The sequence below is a fragment of the Polaromonas sp. YR568 genome, assembly GCF_943372955.1.
In the GTDB taxonomy this organism is placed as follows: domain Bacteria; phylum Pseudomonadota; class Gammaproteobacteria; order Burkholderiales; family Burkholderiaceae_C; genus Polaromonas.
This window is the reverse complement of the sequence record NZ_CALSAL010000002.1, coordinates 881,627-903,467: the sequence shown is the minus strand read 5'-3', so window position 1 is coordinate 903,467 and position 21,841 is coordinate 881,627. Positions and strand designations below refer to the sequence as shown.

Below are 21,841 nucleotides of genomic sequence, written 5' to 3'. Positions count from 1 at the left end.
CAACGAAACGTGGTGCCGGTAAAGGCACTGCGAGCGCGCTCCACCAGCACCGGACCGTCGGCCCTGTGCTCGATGCCCAGTACCACGAGCGATGCGCCACGCAACGCATCGGCCTCGACCAGCACGATCTCCTCGCTGCCATCGCGGTCAATGTCGACGATGTGCGGAGCGCGGTCCTCGTACACCCTGTGCAGTGGCAGGCGTGAGTCGACCACTTGCCATGAACCCGACCGCGAGCGAACCAGCGCATGCACGCTAGCGGCGTGCGTGGGCGAGCCCAGTGCTCGGTGCGGGTAGCGCAGCGTCGGGGATCCGAGCCATGCCCAGGCCACGTCGACCCCACCCGCTGCGGCGACGCTGTCGGGTATTCGTTGCGTGGCCTGTTCGGGCAGAGGCTGCAGGGCGGTCACCGCGACAGTCGCCCCGACGCACGCCTGCCCCTGGAGCGTTGTGGACAGGCCCATGGCGCTGACGATCTTGGGCAGGCTGATCGCAATGAAGAATACCCAGACCCACACCCTCCGGATGAGCGAGGCGAGTTCGGGGATGCTCTGGCGTAGAGATAGATGCTGTTCAAGGCGCATGAGGGTTAGTCGCCTTCAGCCGACCAACCTTACGCGAGGCGTTGCGCTGTGTTCCACGCCGACAGAGCAATCTCCGCACTCGGGCCGGAAGCGGAAATCAGCGCGTGACCGGCATGCAGCAGTGGGGACGCCGCGAAACAGACTTGGGCTTCCGTGGTGAAGACCGTTCTTGAGGGCTTACAAAGTGGGGAAGTGAAAGAAGCCGATTTCCCCTCGCCATGGATGAATTCCCGGCACCTGTGCTTCTGCGAGTCCGTGCATGGCGCCGGAGCCTGAAACAGGTCAGGAGCCGGGCTTACAGTGAAGTCAATTGCTAGCCCCGATGCTAATTGGCCGTGTCCATCTTTGTGGGGCTGACTTCGGACGGCGTATGGGAGCTTTTTGACGAAGCTGTTGATGCTTTGACTCAACAGCCAGCCCAACCCAATACCGAACCCATTCCGACATGGCTATGTCGGGTCTTCCCATGGAAAGGGTGGTAACGAATCGAGGATCGTCAAACGACTTCTTCACAGACACCTCAACAAGGGGTGTGACTTCATCTGCAATCCAGTCTAAAAATTCTGGAGCTGTACGGAGAGTGTTTTCCTTAACCAGGTCGCTCACGATTTGATCGAGAGCATCAACTGCCAGGATGCAAGCATCGCTTGAAGTCATGCGCTTATTTGCTTTTTTCTTATTACAGAATGGGTGGCCAAAACTCACGAGCCTTGACCACCCAAGTGAGGGGGCTGACCTGGGTGGTCAGTCAGAGCCGGTCAGCGGTAGGCACGCCCAGCGTTTGGACGCTCGACCAGTGTGCGCTGCAGGAACTGGTCGAGTCCCAGCAAAACCGCCATCGTTAACGAAACGACGGTCACCAGGCTGGCCAGGTTGAAAGACGGGATGTAGCCAAAACCTTGCGGCAGAGCAGTTCGTGCTGCAGTTGTGCAGATGAACTCTGCTGCAGACATACCTGTGTAGTGCATGGCGCTGACCGCCACGGCCATCACCACCGCAGCCGCCAGACGCCGGGCAATATTGGTCTTCCTGAAGGCTAACCACAACGCGGCAGTGGATGCAGCTATTGCAATCGCGACTGATACGCCGACCACCGCGAAATCCCATTCGATAAAACCGCCGAACTTCATGCCGTACATGCCGAGATAGTGCATGAAGGCGACGCTGGTTCCCAGCAGCAGCCCTGCACCCAACATGCGCAAGATGCTTTCTGGTGCTCTGGCCACAAAGCCAAGGGCCAGCGACGCCGCAAGGATGGCCGCCACCAGGGAGATGGACGTTTCGACCATTGAAAAGCTGGTCGCCACGTCAAGATCAAGCGCCAACATACCCACAAAATGCATCGCCCAAACGCCCACGCCTCCCAAGGCGGTGCCGGCCATCAAGGTGTTGAAAATGCTGAGACTTTTACCCGTCTTGATTCGGGTGGTGGCAGTGAGCGCGATAAACGCGCCGACCACGGAAATCAAAAAGGACAGGGCGACCAAATCCCACTGATAGCTGGTCAATACTTGTGAGTTCATGAAAATACTACACGGTTTAAAATAAAACGCGACTGTAATATTTGTAGCGATTGCTTACAAGTGGCCGGCGCAATACGAATGAGAAAAGCGTGAAAAAGTTACGCTCAAACCTATGACATCACTTCATTGGCGTGCTTCGGGACGCTACGGCTCTAAATAACTCCTTATCTATCAACGACTTGGCTAACCGTCCTTCGCCAACGATCGGTGAGAATCGCCAGACTTATGACGTTGAGGTCCGTAAGAGGTTGAATCCAGGCAGTCGAGGTTTTGGGTTGATCGGCCGCTTGCGAGGCGTTGCGGTCTGCCGTGTCATCACTGCAGATGAATGCCATGCATCGAGCGCCCATGACATGCAGGGGCCATTCACGGGCCAGAAGCTGACCTGCGTCAACGACCGCTGTGTGGCGAGCCAGTTGGCTCCTGGCGCATCTGTTTTGAGCCGAGTGCCAGGCGGGTGATCAGTTGGGTGGCGGTACTGGGACAGGCCACCTTCCAGAAAAATCGATGACCGCTCCCGTTATGAAGGTACCCTGCATCGTAGCCAAGTAGTGAATGAGCTCACCTATCTCTTCTGGCTCCGCCAGTGGTCCGACAGGCACTGTGTGTTCTACATATGCCCGACCAGCAGAGTCATCCGCGAAACGTGCTTTGGTGCTTTGGGAAAGTACGTTTCACTGTACGTAGTAGGGCGCGATGGCGTTGCCCGGGATACCGCGAGGTGCGAGTTCGATGCTGGGCGATTTGACAGGGCATTGACGCCCGCCCTTGCTATGTCGGCAATACAGCTACCGCGTAACGGTACCCGGCTGCTTACCTGACCTGAATGGTGCCGCGAATGGTGACGCCCGGCTCGACTACCACGGCGTTCTGCGGCAGCACGTATACCGGTCCACTGGAGTACACCCGCCGGTCGCCACGGCACTTGCGTTCTTCCTTGTAGTCGCCGTCTTTCTTCAGCTCACGCTTGACCTTGCAATTGCCATCGCGGAATTCCTCTTTGAATTCTGAACGTGCGTAACCGCCGTGGTAGCCGCCCTTGCAGTCGATTTTTTCTTCGAAGTCCCCGTTCTTCTCGCGCTTGCGCTCGACCTTGCAATTGCCATCCCGGTATTCGTGCTTGTACTCGGCGCCTTGCCGGCGATAGCGGTCGTCCTTGTCATCATCAGCGAGGGCTGCGAACGGCAGCATGGCAAGGGTCAAGACAACTGTGTGCAGCGGAAGGGAGTCGCGGGAGGTAAACATGACCGCATTTTCAGGCGGCGGCGCGCAAGCGGTCTGTGAACAATTGTTCAGTGGTGAACCGCTGCAAACGGCACGCTGACAGGTGTGAACAATCTCGCTTCCAGCAGGTCAACCGTTGCATCTGCACACGCGGTACAAGTCGTGCCCTTGCCGATTCGCATACTGCAGACTGTGGTCGTCTGCAGCTGCTGCTGCGGCTCAGGCTGGCGGCATCGTCAGCCTGTCTCCTGACGACACCAGCGCGGTGAGCAATTGCATCACCGTGCTGCCCGAGGCGGTGTAGGGGTCGAAGTCCGGGTGGTTCATGCGGATCATCAAATCCTGATCGGACAGTTCCACATGCGCCATGGACCAGTCGGGATAGCGCCGGGTGGTGATTTCTTCGAGCTGGAGCAGCTCCACGTCGTGATGGCGCTTGTCATTCAGGATGGCTGCGTACAACTGGTTGACTGCACTGCGTTGACCTTCCAGCACCTGCAGGTACAGCCCCTGCCCCTGGCACAGCACGCCGGTGATCCCGTTCTTTCGGTTGTTGGTTTGTGCTACCGACAGGATGGACGTGCTGACCGTACCGGTTTGCGGGCCGGCTGCGCGGCTGACATAGAGAAGGCGGATCAAAGGGCGAGTTTGCATGTGTCACTTTCTGCGGAGACCGGTGGTGGAGAGTCTTGTCGCTGTGCAAGCCAGTCTACCAATGCCACCGACTGTGTGCTGAGGCAGCTTCCCAATGTGGGTTTTTTCAAGCCTGCTGCCCTTCGGTCTCTCAAGCGCCCATCTTGTCCAGCGTGATGCCTTCATGCTCCGCAACCAGCTCCAGTGCGCGCTCGAACAGGGCGCGCGCCGCCCCTGAAACCGACCGCAGATAGCCGTGCAGGTGCGCGTCATCCGCGTGGCGGACCAGGCACTCCTGGCTGTATTGCTCGAAGCTTGCCAACTGGCCAATCAGCTCGGCCACATGCCGGGGGCATTCGCACAGAACGTTGGTGGAGATGCCCGCGATGCGCGCCAGGGTTTCATCCGAGTATTTGCGCGCCGGTATGGCCGACCCCTGAAACGGCGGGCTGCTGGCGTCCTTGGCGTTAGCGGGCTTCGCGGCGGCGGCATCCACCAGCAGCACCGAGCTGATGAGGTCTGAGAGTTCGTAGTCGGACACCGGCTCGCGTCGCACCGCAATGCCCGAGAGCCGCAGTGTTTCTGCCACCGCCTCCGGCCCGTAGTGATAGACCACGATGGCCTGCCGCATGCCGTGGGCAGCCATCAGGCGCTCCATCTGCTGGCGCTCGGCGTCTTGAAGGGTGTGCAGCTTGACCACCAGAAGATCGGGCTTTTCGCTCAGCGTGGCGGCGCAGGCTTCGTCCAGGTCGAAGAAAACGCCGCAAACGCGGATCGTCTGGTCGACAAACTTCAGCGTGAACTTCTGCGAGGCGATCCGGCTGGCCATACCGACACCGACGACCATCAGGGTCAGCTGGCGTGCTTCGAGTTTTCGCTGCGTGTGGGCCAGTGCCGGGCCGCGTGTCTGAATGAGCAGGCTTTGAAGCGCGGGGGTGTCGAGCCTTGCGATGGTGCTGATGCCCACGCCACTGTCTGTCAGCTGTTTCAAGAGCACGGCCTTCTGCATGTCGCCCTGGCTGTAAAGCCGGTGCCGTCCTGAACTTTTGCTGGGCGAGAAGGCGCTGTAGCGTGCCTCCCACACCCGAAGGGTGCTGACAGGCACGCCGGCCAGGGTCGACACCGCGCCAATTCGCAGCTGCGGTGCACCCTCGGCGGTAGGCGGTTCAGAGGTGGGTTGAGCAGGAATATTGGCCATAAACAGATGATATTGAATAGGTATTGAACAGTTATAGCCGTTTAACTGTGGATTTAAACCCATACAACTGTAATAAATCAGCTTTTAGAGTAGATTCCAACCTCGCGAGAAATTGCAGGAAGCTGCCGAGGCGCCAAGTCTCCCGATGCCCCTTTTTGACCTCTTTCCATCCAGACACCCTGTGACCTCTGAACGCTGCTTGTTCCCCAGCCAGTCGGCAAGGCCCCAGGGCTTCTGCCGCGCACCGGGCATGGGGGCGTGATGCTTGCCGAGATCGCCACGTTGATCGTCGCCGCCAATGTCGGCGTCATGCTGTTTTTCAGTGTGGCTGTGGCGCCAGCGATCTTTGTGGTCTTGCCAGCCGAGTGGGCGGCCACCTATGTGCGGGCGTTTTTCCCCAAGTACTACCTGTATCTGGGCGTGCTCACGGCAGCGGCGGCTGCGATGGCCCCCACACTTCTCCAGCAGCTCGGCCTGGCGGTGTGCGCGGCGCTGTTCTTTTTCAGCCGCTGGTGGCTCACGCCGCAGATCAACCGGGCGCGTGATGAGAAGCGGGCGCAGGCCTTCAAGGTGCTGCACATCGCGAGCGTGGTGCTCAATGTGCTGCAGTTGCTGTGGCTGATCGGCTTTCTGGTGCAGGGCCTGCTGTGAACCCGCCACCCATCACCCCGGCGGGCTCGAACCCGTGTGACGCCCTGACGGTGATGTTCGACGGCGCCTGTCCGCTGTGCCGGCGCGAGGTCGGTGTGTACCAGCAGCTCACGCCGCTGCAGCCGGTGGTGTGGACCGACGTGAGTGCGCAAGACACCGCCTTGCTGGATGAGCAACAGCGTTTGAAGTTTTTGGCGCGCTTTCATGTGCGCCTGCCAAGCGGTGAACTGCTCAGCGGTGCGGCCGCCTTTGTGGCGTTGTGGCTGTCGTTGCCGGGCTGGCGCTGGCTGGGCCGCCTGGCCTCGCTGCCCGGTGTCACGCCCCTGCTGGAGCGGGCGTATTCCGGCTTCCTGCGCTACCGTCCGGCGATCCAGCGCCTCGTCGCCAAATGGGATGTGGCCCATCTGCCTGCCGACATGCCGGCCAGCCTGTTGGGCGACCTGCGCTCCGATCACGCCGGCGAAACTGGCGCCGTGTGGATCTACCGAGGCATCCTGGCCGTGTCACGCGATGACGCCGTGAGGACGTTTGCCCTGCGACATCTGGAGACCGAGCAGCGCCACCTGCAGCACATGCAGGCGCTGCTGCCGCCCCTGCGTCGCAGCTGGCTGCTGTTGCCCTGGCGAATGGCCGGTTGGGTGACCGGCGCGCTGCCCGCGCTGGCGGGCCCGCAGGCTGTATTTGCCACCATCGGAGCGGTCGAGACCTTTGTCGATCAGCACTACCAGCATCAGCTGGACCAGCTCGCCGGCCGACCCGGCTGCCAGCCGCTGTACCGCCTGCTGGCCGAATGCCAGCACGACGAACGCGAACACCGCGATGAATCCCTCGCACAAGTGCAAAGCCCACCGAGCTGGCTGCTTTCGGCGTGGTGCCGCGTCGTCGGGCGTGGCTCTGCCGTGGCGGTGTGGCTGGCACGGCGCCTCTGACCCTTGATTTTCTTATTCCTGTTTTCTGTTTTGTAACCCCCGGAGACTTTTGACACCATGAACTTCTTGAACTCATTCAAGTTCGGCAATGAACTGATGGAAATCCTCATCGAAGGCACCAACCCCGGCGCCGTGAAGCTGCTCACTGCAGCCGACGCTGACAGCGTTCGTGACGACTTCACCCCGGGCGAGAAACTGACGGCCTACGTGGTCGGTCGCGTGGTGGGTTCCGGCCGCGGTCTGTGGGTCTTGAGCGATACCGCTGTGCTGCTGCGCGGCCATGGCGTGAGCACCGCGACCACCCGCATCCGCTTGGCTGACATCACGCATGCCGAGTGCGAAAAAGGCCGGTACGGCCACACGCTGCGGCTCGAAGCCGCCGGGCGCAAGTTCAGCCTGTATGGCACTTCGCCGACCCTGGCCATCTCGTTCTTCAGGATTCTGGCCAAGCATGTGCCCGCACTCGGGCTGGAGATTCCCGGCACCCTGTCGCCAGAGCAGGCCCTGCGCGCGGTGCACTGCTTCAAGGACGCATCCCTGCGCACCCAGCCTGCTGCGCACGACACCGCGCTGGCGGGCGATGCGCTGTTGCAGCTGGTCAAGGAGTCGTCAGAGCTCGGCATGATCCTGCCCGGCGAGCAGGCGGACATTCATGCCCATGTGTCGGCTGCGCCGCGTGCGGTGGCAGCTTGAGTTTCTGCGTGCCCACAAGCCACTGCCCCCATGACTGACAGCAGCGAGGACCCAAGGTGCTGCGGCACCGGGGTCTGCATCGTCGACCCCTCGGGCCGGTGCTGGTGTGGTCAGCAATGGGACGGCACCCGGATGTGTCACCCCGGTGCCGAGCCTGAAAGCGGCTCGCCTGAGCAGGCGCAAGCGGCGGAGACTCGCACGGGCGAGTGACCGCCACCTTTCATCGCTCAGCCCGTCATGACGGTGGTCTGATGCCGAGATGCGTGGGCTACATAAAAATACTGTGAGTGTGGTGAATGTGCTGAGCGCGTCTCACCTCACGCCTGCAGCCCGTTGATCCGCGCGAAGTAAGACGTATGGGCGTCAGAGCGCTCTGGCCAGTTGGAAAGAAACAGGCGCTTCCAGCGCGCCTGGTCGTAAGCCACAGGCAGCGCATCGACCCACGCCCCGGCGACACGCGAGCCATAGGCCACGACATGTGGCGATGGCGTGCGGCCAATGCGTGTGATCAGCCCCGGCCACTTGCCGCCCGCATTGGGCATGCCAGCTGCACCGTTATTGATCACCGCTGCGTCCCGGCCGTTGGCCCTGAGTGGCTTGAGCAGGGGCTCGCAGGTGTGGCTGGACGCAAACACATCCACCCTGGCCGCCTCGAAGGCGTTGCGCAGCCAGGCGGCGTGCTCTGGTCGGTTGATCTCATCAACGCCGAAGCGCCACCCAGCCAGCGATTCCGCATCACCATGCACCACGCCCACGCGGCAGTCGCCGACGTCGTACCGCGCGAACATGGGCAGGCGATCGAGGCGTGCGGTCAGCGCGGCATGGCGTTGCGCTGTGGCTTTCAGGCGTGCGTGAATCCGGTTGGAGCGCTCCACCACGGCGGCATCGACCTGATCCGGATAGGCGCAACCACAGCCGGCCTCGTCGCCGGCAGACGACAGCTCGGCTTCCACATTGCCGGTGATGGCGTGGTGCTGCAGCACGCGCTGGTTGATGGCGCGAAAGCCGTCGTCGTCAATGTTGAACCAGTTGAAGTCGCCGTTGAAGCACAGGGTGACCGGCCCGGCTTCCTTCGCAGCCATGCGCTCAATCACATCGAGCGCCGGCAGGTTGCCGTACAGCCCGCCGATGACGTACAGGGTGTCGGCCGGGTGCTGCGGCGCCGTGGCGATGGCGTGCGGGCCGTATCGGTAGCGCAAGGGGCAGCTGCGGCCCGCGATGTCGGTGTGGGTTTCGGTATGGGCTTCGGTATGGGTGTCGCTCATGACGTGATCAATGGTGTGAGTCGTGGTGTGGTTCATGGGGTGATTCCGTCTTCGTGATGCCAATGAACGGGCAGCGCCACCTGCCAATGGGCGGGTGGTTCGCTGCCGAGGGGGCGGTACAGGCCCACCAGTTGCCGGTCGCCCACCTGGGACACCGGGAGATCAAACGCCACCTTGCCCTGCCGCAGGCCAATCACCCGGTCGGCCAGCACCGGCAGCAAGGCCGGGTTGTGCACCACGGTCAGCAGCGTGGCGCCAGCGGCCGCAGACACCAGCAGTTGGCAGACTTCGGCCGCTGCGGTCGGGTCCAGGGCGGCCGTGGGTTCGTCGGCGAGGATGAGTCGCGGCCCCTGCATCAGCATGCGGGCCACGCCCACCTTTTGCCGCTCGCCACCAGAAAGCTGGTCAGCCCGGGTACCAGCGCGGGACAGCATGCCGACTTGTTGCAGCGCCAGGTTGGCGCGCTCGATTTCGGCCGCAGGGAAGACACGTGCCCAGCTGCGCCAGCCGCCCACGCGACCGAGCGCACCGATCAGCACGTTGTCGAGCGCAGACAGGCGGCCCACCAGATGCAGGCCCTGCATCACTTGCCCGATCTCCTGCCGCAGCAGCCGCCACTGCCGCGCATCAAGCGCCATGCCGAGCGAGCGGCCCAGCACCTGCACCTCGCCGTGGGTGGGGCGCATGAAGCCGGTGAGCACCTTGAAGAGCGTGGATTTGCCCGCGCCGTTGTGGCCGATGATGGCCACGCGTTCGCCGGCCGCGACCGTCAGCGCCGGAATGTCGAGCACCGTCTGCCCATGGATCTGGCAGCAGACATTTTTCAGATCAATGCAGGGGCTGCTCATGACAAGGCCTGCCGGATGCGGCGACTGACGGCGTCGAACGAACTCACCAGAACAATGACCACCAGGAGTACCGTGGCAAGCCGATCCCACTGGAACAGTGCAGTGGCCTCCGAGATCAGCAGGCCCAGCCCGCCGGCGCCGATGATGCCGAGAATGGTCGAGTCGCGGATGTTGAACTCCCAGATGTACAGATGGCTGGAAACAAACTGCGGCAGCACCGACGGGCAGACGGCGTTGAAGAACACCTGCGTGCGACTGGCGCCGACGCTTTGCACCGCATGGATGGCCGCCATGTCCAGCGACTCGATGGCCTCGGCAAACAGCTTGCCGTAGGTGCCCATCGAATGCAGGCCAATCGCCAGAATGCCGGCCGTGGGCCCGAGGCCGACGATGCCGACCAGCACCAGCCCGAACACCAGCGTGTGGATGGAGCGCATCACATCCAGCACGGCTTTGGCTGCCACTGCCAGCGCGCGCGGCGCGGCCAGATTACGCGCCGTCAGCACCGCCAGCGGCAGGGCCAACAGCGCGCCTAGCAGCGAGCCCAGGGTGGCGATGCGGATGGTGGTCCAGGTGGCGCGCCCCAGCGCAGCCAGGTAATCGGCCTCGACCTGCTGGCGGTTTTCCACGCGCAGCACGGTGCCGTCGTCGCTGCGGTATTCCAGCCGTGTGTCGCCAAACCAGACATCCAGAAAACTGGGGTGGGCAAACTCGGTGACGGTCTTGGCGAGATTGGCCAGCGGGTTGCGGCCCATCGAGAGCTCGCCCTCGGCGCCCAGCGACCACAGACAGGCCAGCACCAGCAGCCCGTACACCAGCGCCAGACCGAGGAACTGCAGCCGTCCACCCTGACGGGTTGCGCCGCCAGCACCCGCTGCCATCGTCATCGCCATGCTTACTTGGCCCGCAAGTTACCGGTGGCCAGGCCCGCGTCGCGGATCGGTTTGTAGAAGGTGTTGTCCCGCGTGACAAAGCCGGTGTAGTTCGCGGGCAGCAGCCGTGGCTGTGACTTGAGCGCCGCACCGACCCCGGCCAGCGCCTGCTGCAGGCGCGCGACAAAGGCCTTGTCGGCTGCCAGCGTTTTGCTGACCGCAAAGGCGTCGTTGGGCAATGGTGCCGACTGCCAGATGATCTTGGACTGCTCGGCCTTGATCAGCCCCTGCTCGATCATCGCGTTGCGGTTGCGGTTGTAGTCGGCACCGGCATCCAGCAAGCCCTGTGTGACCTGGGTTTCAATGGCCTGGTGCTTGGTGTACAGCACCTTGCTGAAATAGGTGTCGGGGTTGATGCCCAGCGTCATGAAGTGGTGGCGGGGAATCAGGTAGCCGGAGGTGGAGCCCTTGTCACCAAACGCGAAGGTTTTGCCCTTCAGGTCGGCCAGTGTGTTGATGCCTGACTTCGGGTGGGTGACGATGATCGCGAAGTATTCCGGCTTGCCGTCATAGAGGATGGTCGAGACCACCTCGGCACCGGCCTCGTGGTTGGCCAGCACATAGCCCCAGGGCCCCATCAGGGCCATGTCGGTTTCGCCGTTGGCCAGCGATTTGGCCAGACCCTCCCAGCTGTCCACCGTGCGCAGTTGCACCGGGCGCTGCAACTGGCTGGCCAGGTAGTCGGCCAGCGGCTTGTAGGTGGCGTCGTTCTTTTCCTTGTCGGGCTGGAACAGGCCCACGCCGAGTTGCAGCGGGGCTTGCCGCGCCTGTTGTGCCTGCTGGGCCTGCGCCGTGCCTGTGATGGCCAGGGCGGCCAGCAGGGTGAACATGCGACGACTGAACTTCATGGGAACCACTCCTTGAATAGGCTTGTTGATGCTGATGCTTATGCTGGTACGGGCTCTGCCGCGGTGTCTCTTCATGGCGGCTGGCCTGCAAACTGGCAGGGCTCGTCGGCGCCGACAAAGTGCAGTTCGGCGAAGCCGGCACGGGCCTGCTCCTTGGTGTTGTCGGTGTCTGATGCCACCGCCAGCAGGCTGGCTTTGAACGGAAGCGCGCCAAAGGCCTGTGTGGCGTCGGCCAGTACGTTGGCCCGCTCGCTGACCCAGCGGCCGACCTGCTCCTTGCCGGAACGCCGTACCACCATCGCGGCCCGGTCGGTGTAGGCATTGAAGGCGCGGGTGCCGACCGGCTGACGGTTGTCCCACACATAGTTGACCGCCGCATCGGGCGCCAGCGCACCATACAGGCTGCGGCCAAGTGCCAGCTTCATGCGCAGGCCCAGGTCCAGTGATTCGGGGGGCACGGTGAAGGTGACGTAGACGCGGGCGGCATAGTCATCGCCGGCTTTGCGGGTCAGGTCGGCCTGTTGCACCACACCGTCCACACGCCACAGCCAGCACAGCACGGGCGTGGCCTGCAGATCAACCGTCAGCGGCCGGGCCAGCAGCGCCATGCTGGCGTTGGCTGTGGCTTCCACGGCGGCCCGCCCGTCCCACTGAAAGGTGCGGTAGCGTGTGGCGGGTACACGGTCGTCAATCTGCACCACTTTCCACGGGGCTGGCACGGCCTCGCCGCTCGCAGCAAAGTCGCCCACCCGCACCGGGGTGGCGATGGCGAGGGTCGTCAGTCCGCTCATGGCACACAGCATCAGCAGGGCCAGCGAGCGGGGTTTCAAAGCGAAGCGGATGGGTGTGTATTTCATGAGGGTGTGGGCAGGGGCAAGCTGGCCGGTGACCCCGTCTGCAAATCAGCTGGCAGCCAAGCGAGGTCTTGCGGCTCGTCGATGTCGTGCAGGGCTAGCAGTTCGCACAGAAGCCAGCCGAGTTGCGCCACGCGCTGCCTGGTCTCGGCAGCCACGGCAGCGGTGCTCCAGGGCATGGCGTCGAACAGCGTGGCGTCAAAGTGATTCAGGCCGAGCAGCACGTAACCGCCATCGGTGGCTGGCACCAGCGACGCGTCGTGGTCCTGCAAGGCCGCTTCAGCGCGTTGCAGCAGGTGGGTTTCGAGGGTAGGGCAGTCTGTACCCATCAGCAGGATGGCTTCACCCCCCTGGGTCACGCGCCGGGCCACGCGGCCCATGCGTGCACCGAGGTCGCCTTCCCCCTGATCGGTGCAGACCAGACCTTGCGGCAAATCCAGCGTGGTCCAGTCAAAGTACTGAGGGCCGGGCGTGACGCAGAGCTCCACGGTACCCAGCCGCGCCGCCAGCGCGAAATGCACGGCGCGCAGCAGCATGCGGTGTGCCAGCGCTGCTGCGCCGTGTTCGCCCAGTGCGGGGATCAGGCGGGTCTTGCAGAAGCCCGCGATGGGCGCCTTGGCCATGATGACGATGCGCGCCGCTTTCATCGGTAGGCCTCGGCGAGTCGGCTTGCGGGCACACCGCGCCAGTAGGCCCAGCGCAGGCGCCACATCAGGAAAATGGTGCGCCACACCCCGCGCTGCTCCCAGCGCCTGCCCGAGGTCACCACCGGATCAGACACGCAGATCGGGCGTGCCATGCGGCGCAGCCGGCTGGAGATTTCAATGTCTTCCATCAGCGGCTGCACCGGGAAGCCACCCACCGCATCGAACGCTGCGCGGGTCATGAAGAGGGCCTGATCGCCTGTCGCAATACCGGTCAGGCGTGAGCGCCGGTTCATCAGCCAGGCCACCAGTACCAGCAGGGCCGGGCGCCCGTCGATGCGCACATCAAAGCGCCCCCACGCGCAACCCTGCAATCCGCTGGCCTGCAGCCGCTGAAGGGCGGCAGGCGGCAGGCGCGTGTCGGCATGCAGGAACAGCAGCACATCGCCGCTGGCGGCGGCAGCGCCTGCATTCATCTGCAGGGCACGCCCCCGCGGCGAGCGGATCAGCCGAAAGCCCAGACACTCCACCGCCTCGGCGCTGCCGTCGTGACTGCCGCCATCGACCACGATGACTTCCACGCCCTGACGCACCAGCGGCAGCAGGTGCGCGCACAGCTCAGGCAAGCCAGCGGCTTCATTCAGCACAGGTACGATGAGCGACAGTTTCACGGGTGCCCCTGTCCCGAGCCGCCGGTCGGTTTGTTGAGCCGCCAGGCGTGGTAGCGCTGCACCCAGGCCAGCAGCTTCTGCGGCGCGTGCGCGCGCTTCCATTCACCGGCGGCGTACTTGTTGGCTTCGGCCAGCGTGGGGTAGGTGTGGATGGTGCCCAGAATCTTGTTCAGGCCCAGGCCGTGCTTCATCGCCAGCACGAACTCGGCCAGCAGGTCGGCGGCATGTTCGCCCACGATGGTCACGCCCAGGATGCGGTCCTTGCCCGGCACCGTCAACACCTTGACGAAGCCGTGCGCCGTGCCGTCGGCAATGGCGCGGTCCAGATCGTCAATGCCGTAGCGTGTGACTTCGAACGCAATCCCTTTTTCTTTCGACTCTTGCTCATTCAGACCGACCCGCGCCACTTCCGGATCGATGAAGGTGGCCCAGGGAATGACGGAGTAGTCCACCTTGAAGCGCTTGAACTGTCCGAACAGCGCATTGACGGCGGCGTACCAGGCCTGATGCGCGGCGACATGGGTGAACTGGTAGGGACCGGCCACGTCGCCAGCGGCGTAGATGTTGGGGTACAGCGTTTCGAGGTACTCGTTGGTCACCACCGTGCGCTGGGTGGGAATGCCGATGTCTTCCAGGCCGTAGCCCTGCAACCGGGCCACGCGGCCCACCGCGCACACCAGCGCGTCAAATTCAATGCGCTGCTCCACGCCCGCGTGTTCAACGACGATGTACTTGCGCACCGCGCTGTCCCGCTCCTCGCGCTCGCAGCGCAGCGCCTTGTGGCCAGTGAGCACGGTCACGCCGTCGCGTGTGAGGGCTGCGCGGGCCAGTTCCGACACCTCGGCGTCTTCGCGGGCCATGATGCGCGGTGCCATCTCGATCTGCGTCACGGCAGAACCCAGGCGCGCAAAGCTTTGCGACAACTCGCAGCCGATCGGGCCGCCACCGAGAATCACCAATCGGGCGGGCGGCGCGTCCATGTCGGCAAAGACGTCCCACAGGGTGTCGCTGGTGACGTAGCCCACCGCGTCGAGTCCGGGCAATGGCGGCACCAGCGGCTGCGCGCCGGCGGCAATCACGATGCTGCGGGTGGTCAGGCGTTGCTTGCGACCGTCTGCCGCTTCGATCTCCACCGTCCACGGGTCCACCACGCGGCCGTAGCCCTGAAGGACCTCGACACCCAGCGACTCGTAGCGCTCCAAGCTGTCGTGCGGGGCGATGTGGCGGATCACCTCGTGCACCCGGGCCATCACCTGGCGAAAGCTGAATTGCGGCATCACCGCCGACAGGCCGTAGTGATCGGCATGCCGCATCTGGGTGGCCAGCCGCGCGCTTTTGATCAGTGCCTTGCTCGGCACACAACCGTAGTTCAGGCAGTCGCCGCCCATCTTGTGCGCCTCGACCAGCGTGACTTTGGCCTTCACGGCGGCACCGATGTAGGCCGTCACCAGACCGGCTGCGCCAGCGCCAATCACGACCAGGTTGCGGTCGTAGCTGCGCGGTCGTGTCCAGCGCGCATACACGCGGCGGCGCTGCAACCAGCCCAGCACCCCCTTGGCAATCAGCGGGAACACGCCCAGCAGAACGAACGACAATGTGACACCCGGCGACACGATTCCCGCCAGGCTATCGATCTGCGCCAGCTGTGTGCCGGCGTTCACATACACCAGCGTGCCGGCCAGCATGCCCACCTGGCTGACGCCATAGAACGTCAATGAGCGGATGGGCACCAGACCCATCAGCAGGTTGATGAGGAAAAAGGGAAACACCGGTACCAGCCGCAGCGTGAACAGGTAGAAGGCGCCATCGCGGGCGATGCCGTCGTTGATCGGCTTGAGGCGGTTGCCAAAACGCGCCTGCACCCAGTCACGCAGCAGGTAGCGCGCGCTCCAGAAGGCCAGGGTGGCGCCCAGCGTGGAGGCGAAAGAGGCGATCACCGTGCCCCAGAACAGCCCAAAAATCGCGCCTGCCGCCAGCGTGAGGATCACGGCACCCGGCAACGACAGTGCCGTCACCAGCACATACACCGCAGCAAAGGCGAGGCCCAGCAACACGGGCGATGTGCTCTTCCACACGGTGAACTGGTCGAGCCCGGATTTCAGGCCGTTCAGCGTCAGCCACTTCTGGCCACCAAGAGCGAAGAACGCCCAGACCAGCAGAACAGCAAGCACCAGCAGCGCCAGGCGCTTGGCATGTCGCATGTTCAGTGCGCCTTGAGTGCGCCGCCGCAGCTGCTGCCTTGCCCGGCTGTGCAGCCATAGCAATGCTCGGCCGTGCGCACTGGCCGGCCTTGCGGGTCCTGTGCCAGCAAGTCGCGCAAATGCGGCGCGGCTGCCATGCGTGCGCCATCGCCAGCGGGCAATGGCAGGCCCAGCTGCTGGTTGAAGTCACAGTCATAAAGCCGGCCCTGCCAGTCCACGCTGATCAGGTCGCGGCACATCACGGCGCGGTGGTTGGCCGGGCTGAAGCTGCCCTTCAGCAGCTGCATGTAGCTGTTGAACTCGCCCTTGGAGATCAGCATGGAGCCGAAGCGCTGGATGGGCATGTTGGTGATGACAAAAAGTTCATTGAACTCGATGCCAAAGTGCGACTTCAACTCGCGCTTGTAGTCGGCCTGCAGCTTGCCCTGCTCAGGCGGCAGCGACGGCCCCTGTGGGTTGTAGACCAGACTGAGCTTGAGGCCCGAGCCCGGCTGGCCGTAGCCCAGCGCGTTGAGTTGCTGAAGGGCCGCAATGCTCTTGTCGAACACGCCCTTGCCGCGCTGCTTGTCCACGTTCTCCAGCGAGTAGCAGGGCATGGAGGCCACCACCTCGACACCCTGGTCTGCGAGGAACTGCGCCAGGTCTTCCTGTCCCGGTTCGAACAGGATGGTCAGGTTGCAGCGGTCCATGACATGCACGCCCAGGGCCCGGGCCCGGCGGACCAGTTCGCGAAATCCGTCATTGAGCTCCGGTGCGCCACCTGTCAGGTCCAGCACCCGGATGGCACGGGCTTCCAGCACCTCGACCACCAGATCGAGCGTGGCCTCGTCCATCATCTCGGTGCGGTTGGGGCCGGCGTTCACATGGCAGTGCACGCAGCTCTGGTTGCAGCGGTAGCCGAGGTTGACCTGCAGCGTGGTCAGTGCGCTGCGGCGCAAGGCTGGAAAGGTGGTTTCTTGAAGCAAGGGCAAAGTCGCGTGCATGGGTGTCCTTGGTGATTCGGATGGGGGTCGGATAAAAGTCAGATAACAGTCAGGTAAAGGAGGCTGACCGCGCGCAGGTGCGTGTTGGCATGGTTTCCCGAGTATGTCTTTTGGTCGCCTCGAACTCCCCACTTCTTACACATTTGCGACCAGAACCGACTGCGTCGATGGGACACGGTCAGGCTGGGCATGGTTCCCTCAGGCCATCAAATTCGTGGATGAGGGTTTGGCCTCTATCCGGCGCGCGCTGGTCTGGCACTCCTTGGGTCACTGGGTGTTCTCCAATGGGGCTAGCCAGAGCCTGCCCCAGGGCGTGAGATACCGGGGATAACACGGCGGACAAAACGGCGGATGAACCGGCGGTCTATCCAGTCCTTCCAGCGCCAGATCCATCTGCCTTCGGCCGACCACGACCCCCATGAGGCAATGGCGTAGCGCGGTCCGCACGCCAGCAGGTAAAGCGGGTTGGGCTGGGGGCGAAACGCCTGCAGTGGCTGGTGGGCGAGCGCGGCCAGCAGATTGTTTGCGAGCACCGGCCCGGCGCGCACCGCGTGCACGCCCGAGCGGACGAGGCCTTCGCCGGGGCGGGCGCAAACATCACCCGCTGCAAAGACATTCAGGTGGGACACGCTGCGGTGGCGGGGGTCCACCTGGATGTAGCCGTCCGGGTCGAGCGCGAGTTTGGACAACTTCAGCCAGACCGGTGCGCGGGCCCCGGTCGCAGCGATCACCAGATCGGCCGCCATCTGCTGGCCGTCTTCCAGCAGGATGCCTTCCGGGGTTCCGACAGCCCGCTGGAAATGGAGCTTCACGCCCGCCCGCCGGGCGTAATCGCGCAGCCGTTCCTGCACGCGCGGGTGGTGGCCTTTCAGAATGCCGTTGCCGGAGGCGATCAGGTCCACCCGCGGCTGAACGCCAGCGCTTGCCAGCGCAAATTGCACGGCCAGCGCGATTTCGACGCCAGCGGCACCGGCACCCACCACCACCACGTGGAGTGAGCCCGTGGACCGAGCTTTGGCCAGCGCCTCGGGCCAGCGTGAAAAGAAATGGTCCAGCGGCTTGACGGGCAGCAACTTTTCGCCCAGCGCCTGCAGCCATGAGGTTTCGGTTTCGCTGCCCACGTCGAGGGACAGCCAGTCGTAATGCAGGTGCCGCCCATCCGGAAGCCCGACACAGTTCCGCTCGGCATCCATGCCGACCACGTTGTCCACAATGAGTCGAACACCGGCGTCCCGTGCCAGCGGCAGCAGGTCAATCTGGCAGTCGGGCAGCGCGTAGTGGCCAGCAATCCAGCCGGGCAGCATGCCAGAGTAGTTTTGTCGGGGCGAAGGTGTGACCAGCGTCACCTCGGTATCGGCCGGGCGCCTGGCCGCCAGAGCCTCCAGCACCGAGAGGTGCGCATGTCCACCGCCAACCAGCACGAGTCTTTTCATCAAGGGGTACCGATCTGCGGGTGGAAATGAGGCTTCGGCATCCGGGTCACCACGTCGGCCGCCGACTGGCGAGGAGAAGCCCCCAGCCGGTGGATAGTGGTGAATTGTGCAGGGGCGAGGTCTGGGGGATATTCTCAGGCATTGGGTACTCTGTCACCGGGATTGGATATTCTTGAGTGCACTTTTGGTTTACTCCCTTTGGTCGTTCGGCCCGGCGCTGCGCTTACACCGATACACACACTTTCTTGCCCTTGTTGTAATCGATGCGCTGCCGGGACCGACCAAGCTGAATCTTCCCAACCTCCGGAGTTTTCAACATGACACATGCCCTGATCGGGGTGATAGGCGGCAGCGGTCTTTACCAGATGGACGCGTTGCAAGGTGCGCAGGCACATGACGTGGACACGCCGTATGGCAAGCCGTCCGACGCGGTCATCACTGGCACGGTTCATGGCGTTCCGGTTGCTTTTCTGGCCCGGCATGGCCGGGGGCATCGGCTGATTCCCTCCGAGGTGCCCTACCGCGCGAATGTCCACGCGATGCGCCAGTTGGGGGTGCGGTATCTGGTGTCGTTTTCTGCGGTCGGCTCTCTGCGTGAGGAGTTGCGCCCCCTCGACATGGTCTTGCCCGATCAGTTCATTGATCTGACCCGGCGCAGAGACAGTACTTTTTTTGGCGCTGGTGCCGTGGCACACGCCTCGCTGGCACAGCCGGTTTGCGCGAACCTCTCCGCGGTGCTGGCCCGCGCGGTGGCAGACGCCGGGCTGGGTGAAAAAATCCGCCTGCATCACGGCGGAACCTATGTGTGCATCGAGGGCCCGCAGTTCTCCACCATGGCCGAATCGCACTGGTACCGCAGCATGGGCGCCAGCGTGATTGGCATGACCAACATGCCCGAAGCCAAACTGGCACGGGAAGCCCAGATGGCCTATGCCACCCTGGCGATGGTGACCGACTACGACTGCTGGCACCCGCGTGAGGCGCACGTCACCGCCGATGCGGCCATTGCCAACCTGATGCAGAACGCCGGCCATGCGCAGTCGATTGCGGCCGAGGCGATCCGGATTCTGGGGCGCGACAAGCCGGTATCCCTGGCCCACACGGCGCTGGACTCGGCCCTGGTCACGCCACGCGACGCCATGGCACCGGACGTGCATGAGCGGCTCAAGGCGTTCTGGAGCTGACCTGTCTGTTCGTCGCAGACGCAGCCGGCAAAAAATCAGAGAGCCAAAGAAAAAGGGCTGACTTTCGAAGTCAGCCCTGATGGCGAACTCAGCAACGTGTTGCGCGGGTCAGCAACCTGCCGTGCACTTGCCAGCGCCATCAAACGACATCGTCTTGCCAGACAGTGGCACCAGCACCGGCACCTTCACGGCTTTCATGAAGGCTTCGGTCTTGCTGCCGGTGCGTACCTTGCCGCCCACCGTGCCGACCTCGTTGGCATGCGATGCAATCACCGACGCGGGCTTGACCAGCTCGTTGATGACATAGGCCGCCTCGACCGGGCCGGTGCTGAAGCCGTCACCCATGTTCATCACGGCCAGCTTGGCGCCGTAGTGGCCGCGCACCACCAGGTCCTGATCGGCGGTGATGCCGGTGTCACCCGACAGGTAGGCCACCAGGCCGTTGCTGAAGCGCAGCACATAGCCGGTGGCCAGACCCACGTCGCCCGCAATGCCGGCTTCCTTCATGGCCCGGCCCAGCTCGCCGCCGATGTAGTCGGGATCAACACCGTTGCTGTGCTGCGCGGTGACGGTGGCAATCTTCACGCCGCCCACGGTCACGCTGCCGCCAAAGCGGGCCAGTACGGAGTTGGCCGGATCGCCGCCGCCGGCCCTGAGTTTTGCCGCGAAGAAGGGCGGCATTTCACTGCCAGTCACGATCTTCGATTTCTTGGCAATCGCGATGTTCACCGCACTGGTGGCCGGCATGGCCGACACCGACAGGTCGGGCTTGTCGCAGCTGCCGGCATTGGGTGCCTTGGTGTGCATGTTGCCCACGTGGTCGCCATGCATGTGGCTGACCAGAATGATGTCTATCTTGCCGAGACGCGGATCGTCTGCGCCGGCCACGGTGCGGCCCGGATCGTAAAGAATGCGGGTGCCGTTCGGGTCTTCGAACACCATGGCACGGTCCTGTGGGCAGAACTCGCCCTCAATGCCGCCCAGTGGCGTGACCTTGACAACTTGCGCCACAGCCGGGGATGCGATGGCAGCGCCGATGGCGCCCAGCATGGCAACCCGTATCAAACGGTCGATCAATTTCATGGGTGTCTCCTGTAACTTGCGCGAATGAGGGTGGTCTGCCAGCCCGGGATGCGTGGTGCCTTGGAGGTGCTGAACCTTTGGTCACACTTTGAACGCGAGTTATAGCAGCTATTGCCGAGTTGGGTGGGTTTTTCGGGTTGGGGCGGAGTCGGTCGCGCGGCGAGCACTCCCGGCAGCGCGGTGCTGCTTGGCCCGGCAGTTCTGGGATTAACATGACAGGCCCATCTCGTTCCCCATCACCTCATCACACACCGTTTCCCATGAATGCCCTTTTGACGCCGTCTGCCTGTCTGCCATCCGATTCCGCACAGTCCCTGCTCATTGGCCGGGTGTGGGTGCCCGGTCAGGGGCCGGTGCTGGCGCTGGTCGGGCCTGACCAGATTCACGACCTGTCCACATTGGCGCCCACTTGCAGCCAGCTGCTGGAACTGCCCGATGTGGCCCAAGCGGTGCGTGCGGCACAAGCGTCGTTGCCGCGCATTGGCGCCACCGCCGACATCATGGGTAACTCCAATGAGTCCACGCGCGATGCCAGCCAGCCCTGGCTGCTGGCGCCGTGCGACCTGCAGGCGCTCAAGGCGGCCGGCGTGACCTTTGTGGCCTCCATGCTGGAGCGCGTGATTGAAGAGCAGGCGCGTGGCGATGCCAGCAAGGCCGAGTCGGTGCGTCAGGCCGTGGTGGCGGTGATTGGCGACAACCTGGCCAGCGTCAAGCCCGGATCGCCCGAAGCCGCCAGGCTCAAGGACGTGCTGGTGGCCCAGGGGGTGTGGTCGCAGTACCTGGAAGTCGGCATTGGCCCCGATGCTGAAATCTTCACCAAGAGCCAGCCGATGAGCGCGGTGGGCACCGGCGCGGATGTGGGCATTCACCCGCACAGCCACTGGAACAACCCCGAACCCGAGGTGGTGCTGGCGGTGAACTCGCGCGGGCAGGTGCAGGGCGCGGCGCTCGGCAACGATGTCAACCTGCGCGATTTTGAAGGCCGCAGCGCGCTGCTGCTGGGCAAGGCCAAGGACAACAACGCCTCGTGCGCCATCGGTCCCTTCATTCGCCTGTTCGACGCGAACTTCACCATCGACCATGTGCGCCAGACCGAGTTGGGCATGACGGTCTCCGGCCCCGAGGGTTTCGAGATGCGGGGCGGCAGCAACCTTGCCAAGATCAGCCGCGACCCGCTGGACTTGGTGGCGCAGGCGATTGGCGCCAATCACCAGTACCCCGACGGCTTCATGCTGTTCCTCGGCACCATGTTCGCCCCGACGCAAGACCGCCACGGCCCCGGCCAGGGCTTTACCCATGTGGTGGGTGATGTGGTCACCGTGTCGGCGCCCGCACTCGGCACGCTGGTCAACCGCGTCACCACCTCGGACCAGGCCGCGCCGTGGACGTTTGGCGTCACGGCGCTGATGCGCAGCCTGTCGACCCGCGGGCTGATCTGAACCGCTGAACAGGCGGATCGA

The 21,841-nt window shown here is 63.8% G+C and carries 21 protein-coding genes; 5 read left to right on the top strand and 16 right to left on the bottom strand.

Annotation, left to right across the window (positions count from 1 at the left end):
* From AAG793_RS10245 to AAG793_RS10225, 5 genes are all read right to left on the bottom strand, one after another.
* Positions 1 to 518: hypothetical protein (locus tag AAG793_RS10245; protein ID WP_341907592.1), on the bottom strand; the 518-nt coding region annotated here is incomplete at its 3' end.
* A gap of 824 nt (positions 519 to 1,342) precedes the next feature.
* Positions 1,343 to 2,107 carry an MHYT domain-containing protein gene (locus tag AAG793_RS10240; RefSeq protein WP_341907590.1) on the bottom strand — a complete coding sequence of 255 codons (765 nt, stop codon included), beginning with the start codon at positions 2,105 to 2,107 and terminating at the stop codon, positions 1,343 to 1,345.
* 813 nt (positions 2,108 to 2,920) lie between these two features.
* Positions 2,921 to 3,352 (bottom strand): hypothetical protein, encoded by a 432-nt coding sequence (locus AAG793_RS10235; protein ID WP_341907587.1) that lies wholly within the window; start codon positions 3,350 to 3,352, stop codon positions 2,921 to 2,923.
* A gap of 198 nt (positions 3,353 to 3,550) precedes the next feature.
* Positions 3,551 to 3,985, bottom strand: a complete 435-nt coding sequence (locus AAG793_RS10230; protein ID WP_341907586.1) for a BLUF domain-containing protein — start codon at positions 3,983 to 3,985, stop codon at positions 3,551 to 3,553.
* Positions 3,986 to 4,115: 130 nt separating this feature from the next.
* Positions 4,116 to 5,162 (bottom strand): MerR family transcriptional regulator, encoded by a 1,047-nt coding sequence (locus tag AAG793_RS10225; RefSeq protein ID WP_341907582.1) that lies wholly within the window; start codon positions 5,160 to 5,162, stop codon positions 4,116 to 4,118.
* A gap of 261 nt (positions 5,163 to 5,423) precedes the next feature.
* Here AAG793_RS10225 and AAG793_RS10220 point away from each other — a divergent pair, with 261 nt between their 5' ends.
* From AAG793_RS10220 to AAG793_RS10210, 3 genes are read left to right on the top strand one after another with little or no spacing between them, the layout of a single operon-like run.
* Entirely contained in the window at positions 5,424 to 5,813 is a 390-nt protein-coding gene (locus tag AAG793_RS10220) for a DUF4149 domain-containing protein (RefSeq protein ID WP_341907580.1), read from the top strand.
* Positions 5,810 to 6,742, top strand: coding sequence for a demethoxyubiquinone hydroxylase family protein (locus AAG793_RS10215; RefSeq protein WP_341907577.1), 933 nt, complete (start codon positions 5,810 to 5,812; stop codon positions 6,740 to 6,742). The genes AAG793_RS10220 and AAG793_RS10215 overlap by 4 nt, the downstream gene beginning before the upstream one ends.
* 57 nt (positions 6,743 to 6,799) lie before the next feature.
* Positions 6,800 to 7,435 carry a hypothetical protein gene (locus tag AAG793_RS10210; protein WP_341907574.1) on the top strand — a complete coding sequence of 212 codons (636 nt, stop codon included), beginning with the start codon at positions 6,800 to 6,802 and terminating at the stop codon, positions 7,433 to 7,435.
* A 317-nt stretch (positions 7,436 to 7,752) separates the two neighbouring features.
* Here AAG793_RS10210 and AAG793_RS10205 read toward each other — a convergent pair whose 3' ends face one another.
* The 10 genes from AAG793_RS10205 to AAG793_RS10160 form a co-directional block, all read right to left on the bottom strand.
* Positions 7,753 to 8,736 (bottom strand): hypothetical protein, encoded by a 984-nt coding sequence (locus tag AAG793_RS10205; RefSeq protein WP_341907571.1) that lies wholly within the window; start codon positions 8,734 to 8,736, stop codon positions 7,753 to 7,755.
* On the bottom strand, positions 8,733 to 9,548 hold the full coding sequence (locus AAG793_RS10200; RefSeq protein ID WP_341907568.1) for an ATP-binding cassette domain-containing protein: 816 nt from the start codon (positions 9,546 to 9,548) through the stop codon (positions 8,733 to 8,735). Before AAG793_RS10200 ends, AAG793_RS10205 begins: the two co-directional genes overlap by 4 nt.
* Complete coding sequence (phnE, locus tag AAG793_RS10195) at positions 9,545 to 10,435, bottom strand: phosphonate ABC transporter, permease protein PhnE (RefSeq protein ID WP_341907565.1); 891 nt, start codon at positions 10,433 to 10,435, stop codon at positions 9,545 to 9,547. The genes AAG793_RS10200 and phnE overlap by 4 nt, the downstream gene beginning before the upstream one ends.
* A gap of 8 nt (positions 10,436 to 10,443) precedes the next feature.
* Entirely contained in the window at positions 10,444 to 11,328 is an 885-nt protein-coding gene (locus tag AAG793_RS10190) for a phosphate/phosphite/phosphonate ABC transporter substrate-binding protein (protein ID WP_341907561.1), read from the bottom strand.
* Positions 11,329 to 11,399: 71 nt separating this feature from the next.
* The gene (locus tag AAG793_RS10185; protein ID WP_341907558.1) at positions 11,400 to 12,185 is read right to left on the bottom strand and encodes a DUF3047 domain-containing protein; all 786 of its coding nucleotides are present in this window, start codon (positions 12,183 to 12,185) and stop codon (positions 11,400 to 11,402) included.
* Complete coding sequence (locus tag AAG793_RS10180) at positions 12,182 to 12,829, bottom strand: TIGR04282 family arsenosugar biosynthesis glycosyltransferase (RefSeq protein WP_341907556.1); 648 nt, start codon at positions 12,827 to 12,829, stop codon at positions 12,182 to 12,184. The genes AAG793_RS10185 and AAG793_RS10180 overlap by 4 nt, the downstream gene beginning before the upstream one ends.
* Entirely contained in the window at positions 12,826 to 13,497 is a 672-nt protein-coding gene (locus tag AAG793_RS10175) for a TIGR04283 family arsenosugar biosynthesis glycosyltransferase (protein WP_341907553.1), read from the bottom strand. Before AAG793_RS10175 ends, AAG793_RS10180 begins: the two co-directional genes overlap by 4 nt.
* Positions 13,494 to 15,698, bottom strand: a complete 2,205-nt coding sequence (locus AAG793_RS10170; RefSeq protein ID WP_341907550.1) for an FAD-dependent oxidoreductase — start codon at positions 15,696 to 15,698, stop codon at positions 13,494 to 13,496. The genes AAG793_RS10175 and AAG793_RS10170 overlap by 4 nt, the downstream gene beginning before the upstream one ends.
* A gap of 2 nt (positions 15,699 to 15,700) precedes the next feature.
* A complete protein-coding gene (gene arsS / locus AAG793_RS10165; RefSeq protein ID WP_341907546.1) occupies positions 15,701 to 16,681 on the bottom strand; it encodes an arsenosugar biosynthesis radical SAM (seleno)protein ArsS in 981 nt (326 codons plus the stop codon).
* 290 nt (positions 16,682 to 16,971) lie between these two features.
* Positions 16,972 to 18,114, bottom strand: coding sequence for an FAD-dependent oxidoreductase (locus AAG793_RS10160; protein WP_341907544.1), 1,143 nt, complete (start codon positions 18,112 to 18,114; stop codon positions 16,972 to 16,974).
* Positions 18,115 to 18,431: 317 nt separating this feature from the next.
* Between AAG793_RS10160 and mtnP the strand changes: the two genes are divergently transcribed.
* Entirely contained in the window at positions 18,432 to 19,298 is an 867-nt protein-coding gene (gene mtnP / locus AAG793_RS10155; protein WP_341907540.1) for an S-methyl-5'-thioadenosine phosphorylase, read from the top strand.
* A 108-nt stretch (positions 19,299 to 19,406) separates the two neighbouring features.
* On the opposite strand, the gene AAG793_RS10150 is transcribed toward mtnP, so the two are convergent.
* Positions 19,407 to 20,381: an MBL fold metallo-hydrolase gene (locus AAG793_RS10150; RefSeq protein ID WP_341907538.1), complete on the bottom strand. Its 975-nt coding sequence runs from the start codon at positions 20,379 to 20,381 to the stop codon at positions 19,407 to 19,409.
* 260 nt (positions 20,382 to 20,641) lie between these two features.
* Here AAG793_RS10150 and AAG793_RS10145 point away from each other — a divergent pair, with 260 nt between their 5' ends.
* Positions 20,642 to 21,820 (top strand): fumarylacetoacetate hydrolase family protein, encoded by a 1,179-nt coding sequence (locus AAG793_RS10145; protein WP_341907535.1) that lies wholly within the window; start codon positions 20,642 to 20,644, stop codon positions 21,818 to 21,820.
* Positions 21,821 to 21,841 lie beyond the last annotated feature (21 nt).